Origin of the sequence: Arcobacter aquimarinus, from assembly GCF_013177635.1 — a bacterium.
Classification (GTDB): Bacteria; Campylobacterota; Campylobacteria; order Campylobacterales; family Arcobacteraceae; genus Aliarcobacter; species Aliarcobacter aquimarinus.
Genome location: NZ_CP030944.1, coordinates 894,037 through 912,113, shown reverse-complemented (window position 1 = coordinate 912,113; position 18,077 = coordinate 894,037). Strand labels below are relative to the sequence as shown.

The window sequence follows — 18,077 nt, the reverse complement described above, 5'->3', positions numbered from 1 at the left end:
TCATTTTTTAATAAAGATTATTTTCCAACTCTTTTTTTTGCGCCACTCATTAATCTCTCATTTGTAACTATTGCTCTTGTGTGAGTTCCATTTCCTATGATTCCACCACTATCAACAACTTCTATTTCAAACTTGTAAAGTTTGCCTTCCATTCCAACAAAAGTTGCAGTTGAAATAGCAATATCTTCTTCTAAAGTAGGAGCTAAATGTTTTATATTAACTTCTACACCAACACTTAGTTCTCCTTCTTTTAATAAAGGCAACATCATTTTTGCTGCACTACATTCCATCAATGCAACCATTCTAGCAGTTGCAAAAACTTCAGGAAATGCATCCTCTTTTGATATTTGTAAATTTGCAGCTAAATCTTTTGATTGAACTTTATAGTCTATACTTGCTTTCGTACCAATTTCTAAACTCATCTTCTCTCCTTAATGTTTTAAATAGATTAATATACACTTTAACTTATTAAATTTTAGTTATAATTTTCACAAATTAAATATGGATTAATAATGATTGATTTAGATAATGAAACTGAATTTGAAATTGATATTTTAGGTTTAGAAAAAATTGTAAACTCACTTACACAAAAAGATATAGAACTTCTTGTTGTAAAAAATGATGAAATACAAGAATTAAATAAAGAACATAGAAATATAGATAAAGCAACAGATGTTTTAAGTTTTCCTCTTGAATATGATTTTGATAATATGCCTTTAGGTTCTATTGTAATTTCAACTGATTTTGTGGAAGAAAAAGCAAAAGAGTATGGACATAGTTTTGATGAGGAATTTTCATTATTATTTATTCATGGACTTTTACATCTTCTAGGATATGACCATGAAGTTGATAATGGAGAACATAGAAATAAAGAAGAAGAATTAATAAAAAAATTTAATTTACCAGATAGTTTGATAGTTAGGAATTCATAAAATGGATTTGATTATATTTACAATCGCCATGGCAGGGCTTATATATGGAGCAGATTTTGTAATAAAAGAGAGTGAAAGAATTGCACTTCATTTTAATATTTCAAGTTTTGTAATAGGTGCTACTTTAGTAGCTGTTGGTACAAGTCTTCCTGAAATGGCTGTTTCCATGTCAGCATCAGCTAAAGGAAGTGCTGATATTGCAGTTGCAAATGTAATTGGAAGTACTATTTTTAATATTTCACTTGTTTTAGGTTTAGTTTTTTTACTTGCAAAAAAAATAAATCCACACAGAGATTTATTTGCAAAAGATTCAGCTTGGTCACTTTTTCCTATTTTAATATTTATTTTGATGGGAATTGATGGAAAATTATCTATGTTTGATGGAATTTTATTTTTATTATTAATGGGTGCATATCTTATGTTTTTAATCAATTCAAACTCTCTTGAAGAAGATATAGATGAAGATTTAAAAAAAGAAAAATTCAACTGGTTAAAAACAGGTGTTTTACTTCTAATTGGATTCATTTTTGTAATTGTTGGAGCAAATTTTGCAATTGATAGTGCAGGAAATATTGCAAGAAGTTTTGGAATTAGTGAATGGATAATTGGTCTTTTTTTAGTAGCTTTTGGAACATCTTTACCAGAACTTACTATTTCTATTAAATCAGCTATAAACAATAATGCTGATTTAGCAATAGGAAATATCATAGGTTCAAATGTGGCAAATTTCACTATGGTTTTAGGATTATCTGCAATTATAAATCCACTTAATATTGATTTTTCTAGTAACTATTTTGATATAGCTGCAGCTTTCATAGCCACATTAATGTTAGTATTTATAACAGCAAATAAACTTTATAATAAATCAGCAGGGATTGCGTTGTTGATAGTTTTAGGATTAGTAATACAAAATAGCCTAGTTTAAAACTAGACTATTTTGAACATTTAGGACAAATTCCACTTAATACTATGTTTGTAGAATCTATTTTAAAAGAAGTAATTTTAGAAGCCTCTTCCAAAATAGATGAAGCATCTAGCATTATATCTTCAATATGTCCACACGAAGAACAAACTAAATGAGCATGTTCAACTTTTACCAATTCATAAACTGATTTTGAATTTGGTAACTTAACTTCAGATAGAAAAACTTTTTCAACCATTGCATTTATATTTTTATAAATGGTTGCTAATGATATAGAAGGGAACTTAGATAATAGTTTTTTGTATAAATCATCAATATTCATATGACCATTATTATAAAGTTCTTCAACAATAGCTACCCTTTGAGGAGTAACTTTTAAATCATATTCTTTTAATAAATTTGTATAATTTGTCATTTCTATTTCCTTTCGCGGAATAATACTACTTAAATATTTATTTCCACATAAAATATATAAGTTTTAAATATTTATTTTAAAATTTACATAAAGTATTATAACATAAAATTTTGCAAAGGATAATAATTTTCTTTTAAGTTTTAATATTTTATAATTTCCAAACGATAATCTTTATCTTTTGATAATTAATTTATCAATATTTTTATCGAAGAATAATTAAAAAACGTTATAATTAAAGTATTTTAAAGTAGGAGAAAAAAAATGAGACAATATGAAACATATAAATGTAATAAATGTGGAAATGAGGTAGAAGTACAAACTGTTGGTGGTGGAAAATTACACTGCTGTGGTCAAGAAATGGAAATGATAACTGAAAATTTAACAGCTGTAAATTTAATGAAAGCTTTTGCAGGGGAATCTCAAGCTAGAAATAAATATGAATTTTTTGCACAAATAGCTTTTGAAGAAGGTTTCCATAAAATTGCAAGATTTTTCCAAGAAGCTGCTGACAATGAAAAATATCATGCAATTGCTGAATTTAAAGCTTATAACAAATTAGTTCATGATGTAGAGTTAGACTCAACAAAGAAAAACTTACAATACGCAGCTGATGGTGAAAGATATGAACATGAAGAAATGTATCCAAATTTTGAAGCAATTGCAAAAGAAGAGGGATTAAAAGAGATAGCAAGAATGTTCAAAGCAATAGGGAAAGTTGAAGTTGAACATGAAAAAGAATATTTAGAATTAAAACAAGCATTAATTGATGAAGGTTTCTTAGAATCAGATGAAGAAGAAGAATGGGTATGTGAAGTATGTGGACATGTTCATAGAGGTAAAAAACCACCAAAAGAGTGTCCATTATGTAGAGTTGAAAAAGAATATTTCAAGAAAAAATCTAGTGATGTAACCGTAGGTTAACTATTTTAATTAGGTAAAACTTTTATAGTTTTACCTTTTAAAAATAATATCTTCGATAATATTACAAAAAAATTATCGGAGTTCCTTCTTGTTTAAATTAATCTTACTTTTTTTATCTTTTCTTTCACTAAATGCTCAAAATATAAAAATAGCTTCATATAATGTAGAAAATCTTTTTGATTTAAAAAATGATAAAACAGAATATCAAGAGTTTATTCCAAATGGAAAAGCTTTATGGAATCAAAGAAATTTTAATATAAAATTAAATAATTTAGTAAAAGTAATTTCAGACTTGGATGCTGATATTATTGCTTTACAAGAGATTGAAAATAGAGATTTAATAAAACTTTTACAAAAAAATCTACCTAAATATAAATACTATTCATTTATAAAATATCCAAATTCTGCTGTAGGACTTGGAATATTATCAAAAATAGAGATTAAAAATTCAAAAAACTTAGATGTAAAATTTGAAACAAAACTTTTTAGACCTATTTTAGAAACAACTTTTATTTATGAAAATACAGAATTCAAAGTTTTTAATAATCATTGGCCTTCAAAAGCTGTTGGAGAAAGCTATAGAATAAAATATGCAAAAACTTTACAAGATAGATTAGTTGAACTTGAAAAAGATTATGATTATGTTCTAATTGGAGATTTTAATGCTGATTATAATGAATTTGAAACCTTTAAGAAAAGTCAGAAATTAAATAATACTATGGGAATAACAGGAATAAATCAAGTATTAAATACCACAATAAATGAAAAATTTGTAACTTATGATGATATATTAAAAGAAGAAAAAAGAGTTCATTATAACTTATGGTTAGATATAAAAGCAAATGAAAGATTCTCTACAAAATTTAAAAATCAAAACAATACTCCTGACAATATAATAATTTCTCCTGCTCTATTTGATAATAAAAAACTATCTTATATCCCAAATTCATTTCAAGTTTTTAAACCAGACTATCTGTATAAAAATAATGAGATAATAAGATGGAAAATGAGTAATGATAAATTTTTAAAAATTCATAAAGGAGAAGGCTTTTCAGATCATCTACCTATTTTTGCAGAATTTTCTATTCAAAAAGGAGATAAAAATCCTTTAAAACAAATAGAAAAAGAAGAAATCTCAACAATTTTAGATTTATATAAAAAAGAAAAATTAATTGAACCCATTTTTTTAGAAGATGTAGTTGTTATATATAAAGAAGATGATAAAGCTATAATAAAAAAAGTAAATGATAGAGCTATATACCTTTATAATAATGCTAAAGAGTTAAAAGAAGGTATCTCTTATGACCTTCAAATAAATCAGATTCAAAATTTTAATGGACTAAAAGAGATAAAAGATTTTATAGTTGAAGAAGAAAAAAAAGAAGTTACAAATTATAAAGATTTTTATTTAGATGCTTCTTCTATAGATATTTTTGACTTTAAATATGATAATGAAATTATTACTAATCTAAAAGGTCTTGTAAAAAATTCAAGATTATATCTTGATGAAAATAGATTTATAAAACTATATGCTAAAAATAGGGATTTACTCCCAAAAAATGGCGAATATATCACTATTTTAAGGGGTCATTTAGCTTCATACAAGGGAAATAAACAAATAATAATACATAATCTATCAGATTACAAAATAGGAAATTAATGTTAAAAAAAGCAATTTTTACAAATAGTTCAGGTATTTTAGTCTCACGAATTTTAGGATTTATAAGAGATTTATTAACAGCATCAGTTTTAGGTGCAAATATCTATTCAGATATATTTTTTATTGCTTTTAAATTACCAAATTTATTTAGAAGTGTTTTTGCTGATGGGGCATTTACACAAGCCTTTATTCCTTCTTATGCAAAATCAAAACATAAAATTAGATTTTCTTCTGTTATATTTTTACAACTTTTTGGATTTTTAATTATATTATCATTACTTGTAACTTTGTTTTCTCATATAGTAGCAAAAGCTTTTGCTATTGGTTTTTCAAAAGAGACTATTGATTTAGCAGCACCTTTATTCGCTATAAATTTTTATTATTTACCTATTATTTTTACAGTAACTTTTATGGCTGCACTTTTACAATACAAACACCATTTTGCAACAAGTGCATATTCAACTGCCTTATTAAATTTAGGAATGATTAGTGCTTTATTAATTTCACAAAATATGGATAAATATGAAATTACTTTTTATCTATCTTATGGGGTAATTATAGGTGGTTTTTTACAAATATTAGTTCATTTAATTGCTGTTAAAAAACATAACTTATGCAAAATTTTTCATTTTAAAAAACATAAGAAAAAAGAAGAAAATAGATTTTATAAAAACTTTTTTTCAGCTACGTTGGGTTCTTCAACTATGCATTTATCAGCTTTTATTGATACTTGGCTAGCTTCATTTTTAATAAGTGGATCTATTTCATACCTTTATTATGCAAATAGAGTTTTTCAACTTCCGCTAGCTATTTTTGCAATTGCAACATCAATCGCCCTATTTCCAATGGTAGCTCGTGCAATTAAAAATAAAGAAGAGTATAAAGCATTAGCTTTAATGAGAAAATCTTCTATTATTTTGTTTGCTGTATTATCAATTTCTATGTTAATTGGGATAGTTTTCGATGAATTTATTGTAAAACTTCTTTTTGAAAGAGGAGCATTTACACAAGAAGACACTGTAAATACTGCTTTAATTTTAACGATGTACTTAATAGGACTTTTACCTTTTGGTTTAGCAAAAATCTTTTCTCTTTGGCTATACGCAAATGAACAACAGTTTTTATCAGCTAAAATATCTATGAAAAGTTTAGCTTGGAATATAGTATTTTCACTTATATTAATCAAACCTTTTGGTGCTGCAGGATTAGCATTTGCTAGTACACTTAGTGGTTTTATATTATTTTATCTAACTATTAAAGCATTTGGTTTTGACAAATTTATAAAAATGTTTAAAAATAAAGTTTAATTATATTTAACAACATTAGGATATAATTGCGACTTTTACACAATTAAATAAAATAGGATTTTTATGAAAGATTTTTTCAAACAGTATATACCTTATTATAAAAACTATAAATTACAATTTTTTTACTCACTTGTTGGAATAATTTTAGTAGCTGCTTCAACATCAGGAACAGCTTATGCAATACAACCCCTACTTGATGATATTTTTATTAATAAAGATGAAAATATGCTTTATATGATGCCTTTTATCATTATTGCTTTATATACTGCTAAAGGTTTTGGAAGATATATTCAATCTTATTATATCTCTTTCATTGGACAAGATATTACAAGAATAGTAAGAGATAAACTATTTTCTCATGTCTTAACTTTAGATATGGATTTTTTTCAAAAAAGACACGGTGGAGAACTTGTAAGTAGAATAGTAAATGATATAAATAGAATTCAAGGTGCAGTTTCAAATAGTGTTGCAGAATTTTTAAGAGAAACCTTAACTATTGTTGGATTAATTGGACTTGTAATCTATCATTCACCAGAACTTGCATTTTATGGATTAGTTGTTTTACCACTTGCAATTTATCCATTATCTAAATTAGCAAAAAGAATGAAAAAATTATCTTTTAAATCTCAAGAGAGTAATTCAGATATTACTTCAAGTTTAAGTGAATCTTTTAATAATATTGAAATAATTAAAGCTAATTCTACGGAAAAAATTGAAGCTACAAAGTTTTCAGTACATAATATGATATTTTTCAAATACAATATGAAAGCCATAAAAACAAACGAATTAACTTCACCTTTGATGGAAATTATAGGTGCTATTGCTTTTGCAACTGTTATTATTGTTGGTGGGGAAAAAGTAATTTCAGGTGAGATGACAACTGGAACTTTTAGTTCATTTATAGCAGCTTTATTTATGCTTTATACTCCTATAAAAAAAATATCTACACTATATAATAAAATGCAAGATGCTATTGCTGCAAATGAAAGAATAAATGACATTATGTCTAAAGAAGCAACTATTTTAACAGGAAATCTTCAATTACCCGAAAATATAAATAAAATTTCCTTTAATAATGTAGAATTAAAATATGAAGATTTTACAGCTTTAAAAGATATAAATTTAGAAGCAAATAAAGGTGAAATTGTTGCTTTAGTTGGTGATAGTGGTGGTGGAAAATCATCTTTAATAAATTTAATTGTTAGATTTTATGATACTACAAAAGGTGATATTTTATTAAATGATGAATCAATAAAAGATATTGATATAAAATCATTAAGAGAAAGTATTTCAATTGTAACACAAAGAGTATATATCTTCAATGACACAATAGCTGCTAATATTGCTTATGGTTATGAAGTAGATGAAATAAGAGTTATTGAAGTTTTAAAACAAGCCCATGCTTATGATTTTGTTATGGCTATGAAAAAAGGAATTCATACAGTATTAGATGAATTTGGAACAAACTTAAGTGGAGGACAAAGACAAAGAATAGCAATTGCTAGAGCTTTATATAAAAATCCAAAAATTCTAATTTTAGATGAAGCAACATCTGCTCTTGATAATAAAAGTGAATCAATTATTAGTGAAGTTATTCAAGAAGTAAGTCAAGACAAAATAACATTTATAATTGCACATAGATTAAGTACAATAAAAAATGCATCTAAAATTGCAGTGTTTAAAAGTGGTAAAATTTTATCTATTGGTACAGAGCAAGAGTTATTGAGCTCATGTTTTGAATATCAAAGGCTTTATAATTCAGCTAATATTTGATGATTTTTAGCTAAAATGCAGCAATTTAAAAAAAGGGATTAATCTTGTTTAACTACAACACACTAAAAAAAATCTTATTTAGTTTTGAACCTGAAACAGCACATCATATCGGAGAATTTGGCTTAAAATTACTAGGAAATTGTAAAATTGCAAAATCTTATATGGAAAAGAAAAACTATATTTCAAATCCAAAATTAACTCAAGAAATTTTTGGTGTAAGATTTGAAAATCCAGTTGGATTAGCAGCTGGATTTGATAAAAATGCAACAATGATTAAAGCTATGAAATCTTTAGGGTATGGTTTCACTGAAATTGGAACAATGACTCCAATGCCACAAGATGGAAATCCAAAACCAAGAATGTTTAGATATCCTGAGCAAAAATCTGTTCAAAATGCCATGGGTTTTAATAATTTAGGAGCTCATACAGTTTTAAAAAACTTAAAAAAAGTTTACCCTTTTTCTATTCCAATTGGTGCAAATATTGGTAAAAACAAAACAACACCTGAAGAATTTGCACTAAGTGATTATAAAACTTTAATCAAAAAATTTGAAGCTTTCAGTGATTATTTAGTTATAAATATTTCAAGTCCAAATACACCAAATTTAAGAGATTTGCAAAATGAAAAATTTATTACTGAACTTTTTGTTATGGCTAAAGCATTAACAAACAAACCTATATTATTAAAAATTGCTCCTGATATGGAAGCAAATATTGCTATTGATTTATGTAAAAGCGCTATAAATGCAGGTGCTGATGGGATTATTGCTACAAATACTACTATTGATTATAGTTTAGTTCCAAATTGTCAAAATTTTGGTGGTTTGTCAGGAGCTTGCTTAACTGAAAAATCTGGAAGTTTATTTAAAGAATTAGCACAAGAATTATTTGGGAAAACTGTTCTAATTTCAGTAGGTGGAATTTATAATGGTAAAGAAGCTTATGAAAGAATTAAAAATGGAGCTAGTTTAGTTCAAGCCTATTCAGGACTTGTTTTTGAAGGTCCGTCAATGGTAAGAAAAATAAATGAAGAAATTTTAGAACTTTTAGCAAAAGATGGTTTTGAAAACATACAACAAGCTATTGGAGCTAATTTAAAATAAAAGGAAAAAAAATGAATAGTATGAACTTAAATAAATTATTAAAAATATTTGCTATTCAATTTTCAATATTAATAATGATTTCAGGAGAATCAATGGCAAGTAATTTACCAAAATATTATACAAAAACTTTAGAAAATGGTTTGCAAATAGTTGCTATTCCTATGAAAAATGGCTCAAATGTTATCTCTACTGATATTTTTTATAAAGTTGGAAGTAGAAATGAAATCATGGGTAAAAGTGGAATCGCTCATATGTTAGAACATTTAAATTTTAAATCAACAAAAAATTTAAAAGCTGGAGAATTTGATGAGATTGTAAAAGGTTTTGGAGGTGTTAATAATGCTTCAACATCTTTTGATTATACACATTATTATATAAAATCTAGTTCTAAAAATATGAATAAATCATTAGAATTATTTGCTGATTTGATGGAAAATCTTACTTTAAAAGATGAAGAATTTCAACCAGAACGTGATGTTGTAGCTGAAGAAAGACGTTGGAGAACAGATAATAATCCAATGGGATATTTACAATTTAGATTATTTAACAATGCTTATATTTATCATCCATATCATTGGACACCAATTGGATTTTCTAGTGATATCCAAAATTGGACAATTGAAGATATAAAAGATTTTCATAGTACATATTATCAACCAAAAAATGCAATTGTAGTAGTTGCAGGAGATGCTGATGAAAAGGATATTTTTAGTTCTGTTGAAAAATATTTTAAAAATATTAAAAATACAAAAGATATTCCTTCAAAAGTTCATATGGTAGAACCAAAACAAGATGGAGATAAAAGAGTTACAATTCATAAAGAGTCAGCTGTTCAAATGCTTGCAATTACTTATCATATTCCAAACTTTGAGCATGAAGATCAAGTGGCACTTAGTGCATTAAGTGAACTTTTAAGTAGTGGGAAAAGTTCAATTTTACAAAAAAAACTTATTGATGAAAAAAGATTAGTAAACACAATTTATGCCTATAATATGGAACTTAAAGACCCTGGATTGTTTATGTTTATTGCTGTTGCAAATGAAGGAATCGATACTAAAGAGATAGAAAAAGAAATTTTAGATACAATTGCGCGAATAAAAGATGGTGACATTTCTCAAAAAGATATTGAGAAAATAAAAATCAACACAAAAGCTGATTTCATTTTCTCATTAGAAAGTTCAAGTGAAGTTGCATCTTTATATGGTTCTTACTTAGTAAGAGACAATATTCAACCTCTTTTAAACTATGAAAAAAATGTAGAGAAACTAACAAAAGAAGACTTAGTTAATGTGGCTAAGAAATATTTAGTAAAAAACAACTCTACAACTGTTATTTTAAAAGAAGAAGAGAAATAATGGACTATAAAATTAGTAAAACAGATTTTGGAGAAAAACCAAATTTTGAATACCCAAAGCCAGCTTTTCTTGAAGAACTAGGAGAAGAAGGTTTAAAAAAGCTATTTAGTGATTTTTATGATTTAATAGTTGATAGTGATATAGGAAATTTTTTTCCTCAAGATGAAGAAGAGTTAGAAAAAATAAAAGCTCATAATGTAAAGTTTTTTATTGAGGCTTGTGGTGGAGAAAAACATTATTCAAATGCAGTTGGTCATTTTGATATGTTAAAAACTCATAAACAATTTTCAATAACAGAAAAAGCTAGACGAGAATGGCTTGGATGTATGGAAGAAGTTTTAAAAAAAGTTGATATTTCAACTGATGCAAAAGAGAGTTTTTGGAATTTTTTAGAAACTTTTTCAAAACACACAGTAAATGTTGATGAAAGACAAGAATTAGAAGATTTAGTAATAAAAAAAGGATAAATATGGATATTATTACCGGTTCAATGACGGCACTTATTACACCATTTAAAAATGGAAAAGTAGATTTACAAAAATATGAGTCTTTAATAAAAAGACAAATAGAGCAAGGAATAGATGCTGTTGTACCTGTTGGAACAACAGGAGAAAGTGCAACATTATCACACAGTGAACATAAAGAGTGTATAGAAGTTGCTGTTGCTGTTTGTAAAGGAAGTGGTGTAAAGGTTATTGCTGGAGCTGGTTCTAATGCAACACATGAGGCATGTGATATTGCAAAACACGCACAAGATGTGGGAGCGGATGGACTTTTATCTGTTACTCCATACTATAATAAACCTACTCAAGAAGGTTTATACCAACACTATAAAGCAATAGCAAATTCTGTTGAAATTCCTGTTATGCTATATAATGTTCCTGGTAGAACAGGAGTTGATTTAAGTGCTGAAACTGCTATTAGATTATTTGACGATGTTAAAAATATTTATGCTATTAAAGAAGCAACAGGAAGTTTGGAAAGGGCTATTTCATTAATATCACAAAGAAAAGATTTAGTAGTAATTTCAGGTGATGACTCTGTTGATTTTCCAATGTTAGCAAGTGGTGCAAAAGGTATTATTTCTGTAACTGCAAACATCTTACCTAATTTAAAATCTGAATTAGTAAAAAATGTATTTAATGGAAATTTAGATGAAGCAAAAAAAATAAATGAAAATCTATATGAGATAAACAATGTATTATTCTGTGAAAGTAATCCTATTCCAATTAAAGCTGCAATGTATTTAACTGGATTATTGGATACTTTAGAATATAGACTTCCTTTAACTGCTCCAAGCAACGAAACAATGAAAAAATTAGAAAAAACTTTAGAAAAATATGAGGTAATAAAATAATGAGTAATAATATGCAAGGAAAAACTTTAGTAATTTCAGGTGGAACAAAAGGAATTGGTAAAGAATGTGTTTATAAATTTGCAAGTAATGGTATAAATGTAGCATTTACATATAACTCAAATGGTGAAATCGCAGAAGAAATTTGTAAAGATGTTGAAGCTAAATTTGGAGTAAAATGTAAAGCTTACCCATTTAATATTTTAGAGCCTGAAAAATATAGTGAATTATTTGAAGAAATAGATAAAGATTTTGATAGAGTTGACTTCTTTATCTCAAATGCTATGATTTATGGACGTGCTGTTGTTGGTGGTTATGGTAAATTTATGAAATTAAAACCAAGAGGGTTAAATAACATTTATACTGCAACTGTAAATGCTTTTGTATGTGGTGCGCAACAAGCTGCAAAAAGAATGCAAAAAATTGGTGGTGGAGCTATAGTTTCTCTATCTTCAACTGGAAACTTAGTATATATCGAAAACTATGCAGGTCATGGAACAAATAAAGCAGCTGTTGAAGCAATGGTTAGATATGCTGCAAATGAACTTGGTGAATTTAATATTAGAGTAAATGCCGTTTCAGGTGGTCCTATTGATACAGATGCATTAAAAGCATTTACTAACTATGAAGAAGTAAAAGCAAAAACTGCTGAATATTCTCCATTAAATAGAATTGGTCAACCAGAAGATTTAGCACAATCATGTTATTTCTTATGTACAAGTGAAGCATCTTGGATTACAGGGCATACTTTAATTGTTGATGGTGGGACAACTTTTAGATAATGTCAAAAGCACTAAATCTTCCAAATATACTTGCACTTTTTAGAATAGCATTAGCTCCGCTAATGCTATGGTTTTTTATAGATAGAAACAATCCTATTTTCTCTACATGGCATCCTTCTTGGTTTGATTATTTTGCAGGACTTATATTTGTAATTGCATCTGTTACTGATTTTTTTGATGGATTTATTGCAAGAAGTTGGAATCAAATGACAAAACTTGGTGGAATCCTAGATCCATTAGCTGATAAAATGCTTGTTCTTGCTGGGTTTCTAGGTCTTATGGTTATTAATAGAGCTAGTGCTTGGGCTGTATTTTTAATCCTTTCAAGAGAGTTTTTTATAACAGGTCTTAGGGTTGTTGCTGTATCTGAAGGTAAAGATGTAGCCTCAACAATGGCAGGAAAAATAAAAACAGTTATTCAAATGATAGCAATAGGTTTTTTAACAATGAACTGGCCATTTGCGACTGAAATTTTATGGTTAGCTGTTATTTTAACAATATATTCAGGATATGAATATACAAGAGATTATTTCAAAAATTAAAGGCTTTTTTTGGGTACTATTACTTTTTTACTTGTTTTATCATTTTTAGTTTTTTTTCATGAATTAGGACATTTTTTAGCAGCTCGTTATTTTGGTGTAAAAGTTCATGTATTTTCAATTGGTTTTGGTAAACGATTGTTTGCAAAAGAGTGGATGGGAACAACTTGGCAGTTTGCTTTAATTCCACTTGGTGGATATGTACAAATGAAAGGTCAAGATGATAGAAATCCATCTTTAAAAGAAGAAGGTAATGACTCATATAATACCAAAAAACCTTGGCAAAGAATAATAATATTATTTGCAGGTCCTTTTGCTAACTTTTTATTAGCTGCTATTTTATATTTTACAATCGCTTTAATGGGTGCAACTACTTGGGCTGCTCAAGTTGGAACTGTTCAAGAAAATTCTCCTGCTTTTCATGCTGGAATAAAAGCAAATGATGAAATATTAAGAATAAATGACACCGATATAAAATCTTGGGATGAAATAGGAAAAATCATAACTCAAACAGATGGTGCTTTAAAATTTTTCATTAAAAGAGATGGAAAAATTATTGCAAAAACGATAAATCCACATATTTCAGATAGTGAAAATATGTTTAAAGAAAAAATCAAAAAAAGAATGATTGGAATTTCACCTTCTGGCAAAGTAATAACATTAGAATTATCTTTTTCTGAATCATTAGTTTATGCTTATGAAAAAACTATTTTTGCTTCAACAATGATTTTTCAAGGTGTTCAAAAATTAATTCAAGGAATAGTTCCTAGTTCTGAAATTGGTGGAGTTATAACAATTGGAAAAGTTATTTCAGATGCAAGTGAAAGTTCAATCATAGCTTTATTAGCAATAACTGCTTTAATTTCAGTGAATCTTGGGGTTTTAAACCTTCTTCCAATTCCTGCTCTTGATGGTGGACATATAATGTTTAACTTATATGAGATGATAACAAGAAGAAAGCCAAGTGACCAAGTATTTATGTTTTTAACTATTATGGGATGGGTAATTTTAGGAAGTTTAATGCTTCTTGGAATTTATAATGATATTAATAGAATATTTTTAAATAACTAAAAAGAGAAACAATGAATAAAGAAACAGCTACAAAAAATCTAGATAATCTAATTACAAAAGTTGAAGGTGCAAGACTTAGAATTTCAGAGCATCATATAGTTAAAATTATCGGTATTTCAAAATACTCTACAAGTCAAGATATAAAAACTCTTTATGAAGCAGGTCAAAGAGCTTTTGGAGAGAATAAAGTTCAAGATTTAAAAGCAAAAAGTGAAGAGTTAGAAGAATTACCAATAGAGTGGCATTTTGTAGGAACTTTACAAAAAAACAAAATCAATAATCTAATAGATTTAAATCCTACTTTAATTCATTCTTTAGATTCTTTAGATTTAGCAATTGAATTAAATAAAAAGCTTGAATCTAAAAATAAAAAACTATCTGCCCTACTTCAAATAAATTCAGCTTATGAAGAGACAAAATCTGGTGTTCTTCCTGAAGTTGCTGTTGAAGTTTATAAACAAATATTAGAAATTTGTCCAAATGTAGTTTTAAAAGGTGTTATGAGTATTGGTGCTCATGTTGAAGATGAGAAAATTATCAAAGAATCTTTTAAAACAACAAAAAAAATATTTGATGAATTAGTTCCTTTTGGAGCAAAATATTGTTCTATGGGTATGAGTTCAGATTTTGAACTTGCAATTGCAAGTGGATCAAACATGATTAGAGTCGGTTCCACTTTATTTAAAGACTAAATTTAGTCTTTAAATAAATTTATTTTTTATTTCTTCACTTCATTTCTTATTTGAGTTATAGTTTTCCCACCAATTGCATAATTGTCTGTATTTAATTCTTCGATAATCACAACAGCACTAGAAGCACCTCTACCATTAAAAATTTTTGCAAAAAGTTCTGTTATTCCTTTTGACAATTCTTCTTTTTGTTCTTTAGTAGCTCCACCATCTTCATGGGTCATTTTTATATTTATTACAGGCATTTTCTTCCTTTTTTAGATATTTTGAATATAATATCACTTTAAATGATAACAAGTCAAATAACAAATAATTATAGATGATATAAGGAAAAAAGATATGGATTCAAATTTATTAAGAGTTTTTGTTGAAGTTGCAAAAGAACAAAGTATCTCAAAAGCTGCAGCAAATCTAAATTTTGCCCAATCAAACGTAACTTCAAGAATAAAACAATTAGAAAAATCAATTAATACTATACTATTTTATAGAGTTCCTAAAGGTGTAATTTTAAGTAAAGAGGGAGAAAAACTCTATCCATATGCAATAGAAATTGTAAAAAAAATAGAACAAGCTAATAATGAAATGAAAAATATTAACCAACAAGAACATTTGATTATTGGTTCAACAGAATCAAATGCAAGTACAAGAATTGTTCCTTTTTTATTAGAATTACATAATGATTTTCCTTTAATGAGTTTAGAATTAATCACTAATACAACAAGAGAAATAACAAAAAAAGTCCTTGATTATAAAGTTGATATTGCATTTATAACAGGTGAACCAAAAAATGAAGAATTAATGATTTTAAATAAAATAGATGAAACAATAGTTTTAGTTGAACCAAAAAACGAAACAGCAGCTGACGTTTTTTTATCTTTTAAAGATGGTTGCGCATACAATGAATTTGGATTAAATTATTTAAAACAAAACTTTGATAAAGAGTATAAAAATCTACAATTTGGAAACTATGAGATTATTTTAGGTTGTGTAAAAGCTGGTATGGGAATAAGTATTCTTCCTCTTAGTATTGTAAAAAAACTAAAATATGAAAAAGATTTAAAGATTCAAAAACTTCCAAAGAGTATTGCAAACCTTCCTACAACTATAGTTTGTAGAAAAGATTATCTTCCTAGAATAAAAGATTATTTAGAAAACTTTAAATTCTAGGAGTTTTATTTAACTATTTAATTCAAAGAATTTTTAAATTTTTTTAACTCTTCTTCAATCGATGGAACTCTCATAAAATGTTCTCCTATTAAAAAAGCATCCGCCCCAATTGAACTTAATCTTTTAATAGTTTCAACATTTGAAACTCCACTTTCTGCAACAATTATTTTTCCATTTGGAATAAGAGGAATTAATTTATCGCATAAAGTCATATCCATCTCAAAAGTATCTAAATTTCTATGATTTATTCCGATTATCGTTGCTCCACATTTTATAGCTTTTGTTAAATCTTCCTTATCATGAATCTCAACTAAAACTTCAAGTCCTAAATGAATAGCATAATCATAAAGTTCTTTTAACTCTTTTGTACTTAATGATTTTGCAATAAGTAAAATAAAATCAGCTCCATAAACTAAAGCTTCAACTATTTGATATTTATCAACAATAAAATCTTTTCTTAAAAGTGGCGTTGGTACATATCTTCTAATTTGAGTTAAATATTCTAAATTACCTTTAAAATAATGTGGTTCAGTTAGAACTGAAATTGCATTTGCACCACTATTACTATATGCTTGTGCAATCAATAAAGGATCAAAATTCTCTTTAATAATTCCTTTACTAGGACTTGCTTTTTTCACTTCAGCAATAATTCTAATAGGCTCTTCTTTTGTTGAAGTCAAGTACGGTTTAACATCCCTAGGCATATAAGGATTTGAAGATAATGTTCTTCCTAATAAATCTAAACTTATCTCTTTTTTTCTAATTTCTAAATCTTGTTTTGTTTTTTCAATAATTTCATCTAAAATCACTATTACACTCCTTTATTTTTTCCCAATGTAGTTTTATCTCTTCATCTTCTAAACCAATTTCATCAACAACTTGTTTCATATAATAATATGCACTTTTACAGTTATTCATTTTATATTCTCCCCAAGCAAGAGTATCAATATAAGCCACATTAGATGGATCTTTTTCTAAAGCTTTTGATACTAATATTAAGCCTTTTTTTACATCTAAATCAAAATCTATTAGAATATAAGCTAAATAGTTTTGATAAACATGATTATCTAAAGTTTCTAAAACTTTTTCAAATTTTGAAATAACTTCATTTAAAACTGTTTTTTTATCTTGAGCCATTTCAAACTCTAAGATTGCTTGTTGTGCTAAATAATCCATATTATCAGAGTTTACATATAATTTATTTAGCAACTTATAAGCTTTAGAAGATTGATTTGTCATTCCATATAAATTTAATAAAATATCATCTTCTTCACCATTTTCTTCCCAAAAATTAATCAATAAATTTACATCATCATTTACTAAATATTTAAGAAAAAGTGTCTTTGTCTTATTTAATAAAAGTTGATTATCACTATTTTTATAAAAAACAAACATTCTTTTTAATAAATTTGTTAATCTTTGTTTAGATTCATCTTTTTCATAAAATGTTAAAAGCTGTAAAGATAGATTAAAATTATACTCATTTTGCTCTATATAATTTTCTAATTTTTTAATAGCTTCTTCTTTTTGTTGTAAACTAAAAAATTGAATATTTGTTAATGTCAATAAAGTATTACTTGAATTATTTATTAAAAAAGCATTACTAAACGCTTCATAAGCTTTTAAAAAATTCTTATCTTCTAAATATATACTTCCTAGTAATTCATGGTTTATATCATTTTTATATTTAGATATTAATTTTTCTGCATTTAAAATAGATTTTTCTTTCTCTTGTAATTTAAATAATGAAAAAGTATAAAGTCTTAATATAATCTCCTCTTCTTTTATATCTTCCATCATATATTTTGAAGCATTATCTTTAACTAAAGAGAACTCTTTTAACTGAGTTGCTAATGTTAAATGTTTAACTAAATATTCATAATTATTTGTATTTTCAAACAAGTTTAAATATAACTCTTTTGCATTATAATACATTCTTTGATTCTCAGATTCAATTGCATACATAATAAATAAATCTTCTAAATCAAAATTTTTTAACTCTACTTTTTTAAATACTATTTGTTTATCTTTATTATCTAAAGTTGTATCTTTTACAGAACATCCTGTAAATATTGATAACAATAGGC

At 26.5% G+C, this 18,077-nt stretch carries 20 protein-coding genes; 15 read left to right on the top strand and 5 right to left on the bottom strand.

The window, feature by feature from the left end:
- Positions 1-17 precede the first annotated feature (17 nt).
- Positions 18-422, bottom strand: coding sequence for a thioesterase family protein (locus AAQM_RS04545; protein WP_129095575.1), 405 nt, complete (start codon positions 420-422; stop codon positions 18-20).
- A 90-nt stretch (positions 423-512) separates the two neighbouring features.
- Here AAQM_RS04545 and ybeY point away from each other — a divergent pair, with 90 nt between their 5' ends.
- Complete coding sequence (ybeY, locus tag AAQM_RS04540; RefSeq protein ID WP_129095576.1) at positions 513-932, top strand: rRNA maturation RNase YbeY; 420 nt, start codon at positions 513-515, stop codon at positions 930-932.
- Between the two features lies 1 nt (position 933).
- A complete protein-coding gene (locus AAQM_RS04535) occupies positions 934-1,857 on the top strand; it encodes a calcium/sodium antiporter (protein WP_129095577.1) in 924 nt (307 codons plus the stop codon).
- Between the two features lie 7 nt (positions 1,858-1,864).
- Here AAQM_RS04535 and AAQM_RS04530 read toward each other — a convergent pair whose 3' ends face one another.
- Positions 1,865-2,269 carry a Fur family transcriptional regulator gene (locus AAQM_RS04530; protein WP_128987546.1) on the bottom strand — a complete coding sequence of 135 codons (405 nt, stop codon included), beginning with the start codon at positions 2,267-2,269 and terminating at the stop codon, positions 1,865-1,867.
- 261 nt (positions 2,270-2,530) lie between these two features.
- On the opposite strand from AAQM_RS04530, the gene AAQM_RS04525 reads away from it, so the two are divergent.
- The 12 genes from AAQM_RS04525 to AAQM_RS04470 all read left to right on the top strand — a co-directional run bounded on the left by AAQM_RS04525 (position 2,531) and on the right by AAQM_RS04470 (position 14,826).
- Positions 2,531-3,190, top strand: a complete 660-nt coding sequence (locus tag AAQM_RS04525) for a ferritin family protein (RefSeq protein ID WP_129095578.1) — start codon at positions 2,531-2,533, stop codon at positions 3,188-3,190.
- An 88-nt stretch (positions 3,191-3,278) separates the two neighbouring features.
- Entirely contained in the window at positions 3,279-4,850 is a 1,572-nt protein-coding gene (locus AAQM_RS04520; RefSeq protein ID WP_129095579.1) for an endonuclease/exonuclease/phosphatase family protein, read from the top strand.
- Complete coding sequence (murJ, locus tag AAQM_RS04515; RefSeq protein WP_129095580.1) at positions 4,850-6,157, top strand: murein biosynthesis integral membrane protein MurJ; 1,308 nt, start codon at positions 4,850-4,852, stop codon at positions 6,155-6,157. The genes AAQM_RS04520 and murJ overlap by 1 nt, the downstream gene beginning before the upstream one ends.
- A 63-nt stretch (positions 6,158-6,220) precedes the next feature.
- Complete coding sequence (locus tag AAQM_RS04510) at positions 6,221-7,930, top strand: ABC transporter ATP-binding protein (protein ID WP_129095581.1); 1,710 nt, start codon at positions 6,221-6,223, stop codon at positions 7,928-7,930.
- 44 nt (positions 7,931-7,974) lie between these two features.
- Positions 7,975-9,033, top strand: a complete 1,059-nt coding sequence (locus AAQM_RS04505) for a quinone-dependent dihydroorotate dehydrogenase (RefSeq protein ID WP_129095582.1) — start codon at positions 7,975-7,977, stop codon at positions 9,031-9,033.
- 11 nt (positions 9,034-9,044) lie between these two features.
- Positions 9,045-10,388, top strand: a complete 1,344-nt coding sequence (locus AAQM_RS04500; RefSeq protein WP_412784087.1) for a M16 family metallopeptidase — start codon at positions 9,045-9,047, stop codon at positions 10,386-10,388.
- Entirely contained in the window at positions 10,388-10,855 is a 468-nt protein-coding gene (locus AAQM_RS04495; protein ID WP_129095583.1) for a globin domain-containing protein, read from the top strand. The genes AAQM_RS04500 and AAQM_RS04495 overlap by 1 nt, the downstream gene beginning before the upstream one ends.
- Before the next feature lie 2 nt (positions 10,856-10,857).
- Positions 10,858-11,745, top strand: coding sequence for a 4-hydroxy-tetrahydrodipicolinate synthase (gene dapA / locus AAQM_RS04490; RefSeq protein ID WP_129095584.1), 888 nt, complete (start codon positions 10,858-10,860; stop codon positions 11,743-11,745).
- Complete coding sequence (locus tag AAQM_RS04485) at positions 11,745-12,524, top strand: enoyl-ACP reductase (RefSeq protein WP_129095585.1); 780 nt, start codon at positions 11,745-11,747, stop codon at positions 12,522-12,524. The genes dapA and AAQM_RS04485 overlap by 1 nt, the downstream gene beginning before the upstream one ends.
- Positions 12,524-13,066: a CDP-diacylglycerol--glycerol-3-phosphate 3-phosphatidyltransferase gene (pgsA, locus tag AAQM_RS04480; protein ID WP_129095586.1), complete on the top strand. Its 543-nt coding sequence runs from the start codon at positions 12,524-12,526 to the stop codon at positions 13,064-13,066. Before AAQM_RS04485 ends, pgsA begins: the two co-directional genes overlap by 1 nt.
- Before the next feature lie 9 nt (positions 13,067-13,075).
- Positions 13,076-14,134, top strand: a complete 1,059-nt coding sequence (gene rseP, locus AAQM_RS04475; protein WP_129095587.1) for an RIP metalloprotease RseP — start codon at positions 13,076-13,078, stop codon at positions 14,132-14,134.
- A gap of 11 nt (positions 14,135-14,145) precedes the next feature.
- Entirely contained in the window at positions 14,146-14,826 is a 681-nt protein-coding gene (locus AAQM_RS04470; RefSeq protein WP_129095588.1) for a YggS family pyridoxal phosphate-dependent enzyme, read from the top strand.
- Between the two features lie 26 nt (positions 14,827-14,852).
- Here AAQM_RS04470 and AAQM_RS04465 read toward each other — a convergent pair whose 3' ends face one another.
- A complete protein-coding gene (locus AAQM_RS04465; protein WP_129095589.1) occupies positions 14,853-15,068 on the bottom strand; it encodes a tautomerase family protein in 216 nt (71 codons plus the stop codon).
- A 94-nt stretch (positions 15,069-15,162) separates the two neighbouring features.
- Here AAQM_RS04465 and AAQM_RS04460 point away from each other — a divergent pair, with 94 nt between their 5' ends.
- Positions 15,163-15,990, top strand: coding sequence for a LysR family transcriptional regulator (locus AAQM_RS04460; protein WP_129095590.1), 828 nt, complete (start codon positions 15,163-15,165; stop codon positions 15,988-15,990).
- A gap of 17 nt (positions 15,991-16,007) precedes the next feature.
- Here the strand turns inward: AAQM_RS04460 and trpC are convergent, their stop codons facing one another.
- The gene (trpC, locus tag AAQM_RS04455; RefSeq protein WP_129095591.1) at positions 16,008-16,799 is read right to left on the bottom strand and encodes an indole-3-glycerol phosphate synthase TrpC; all 792 of its coding nucleotides are present in this window, start codon (positions 16,797-16,799) and stop codon (positions 16,008-16,010) included.
- Positions 16,786-18,072: a tetratricopeptide repeat protein gene (locus AAQM_RS04450; RefSeq protein ID WP_171920656.1), complete on the bottom strand. Its 1,287-nt coding sequence runs from the start codon at positions 18,070-18,072 to the stop codon at positions 16,786-16,788. The genes trpC and AAQM_RS04450 overlap by 14 nt, the downstream gene beginning before the upstream one ends.
- Positions 18,073-18,077: the final 5 nt, after the last annotated feature.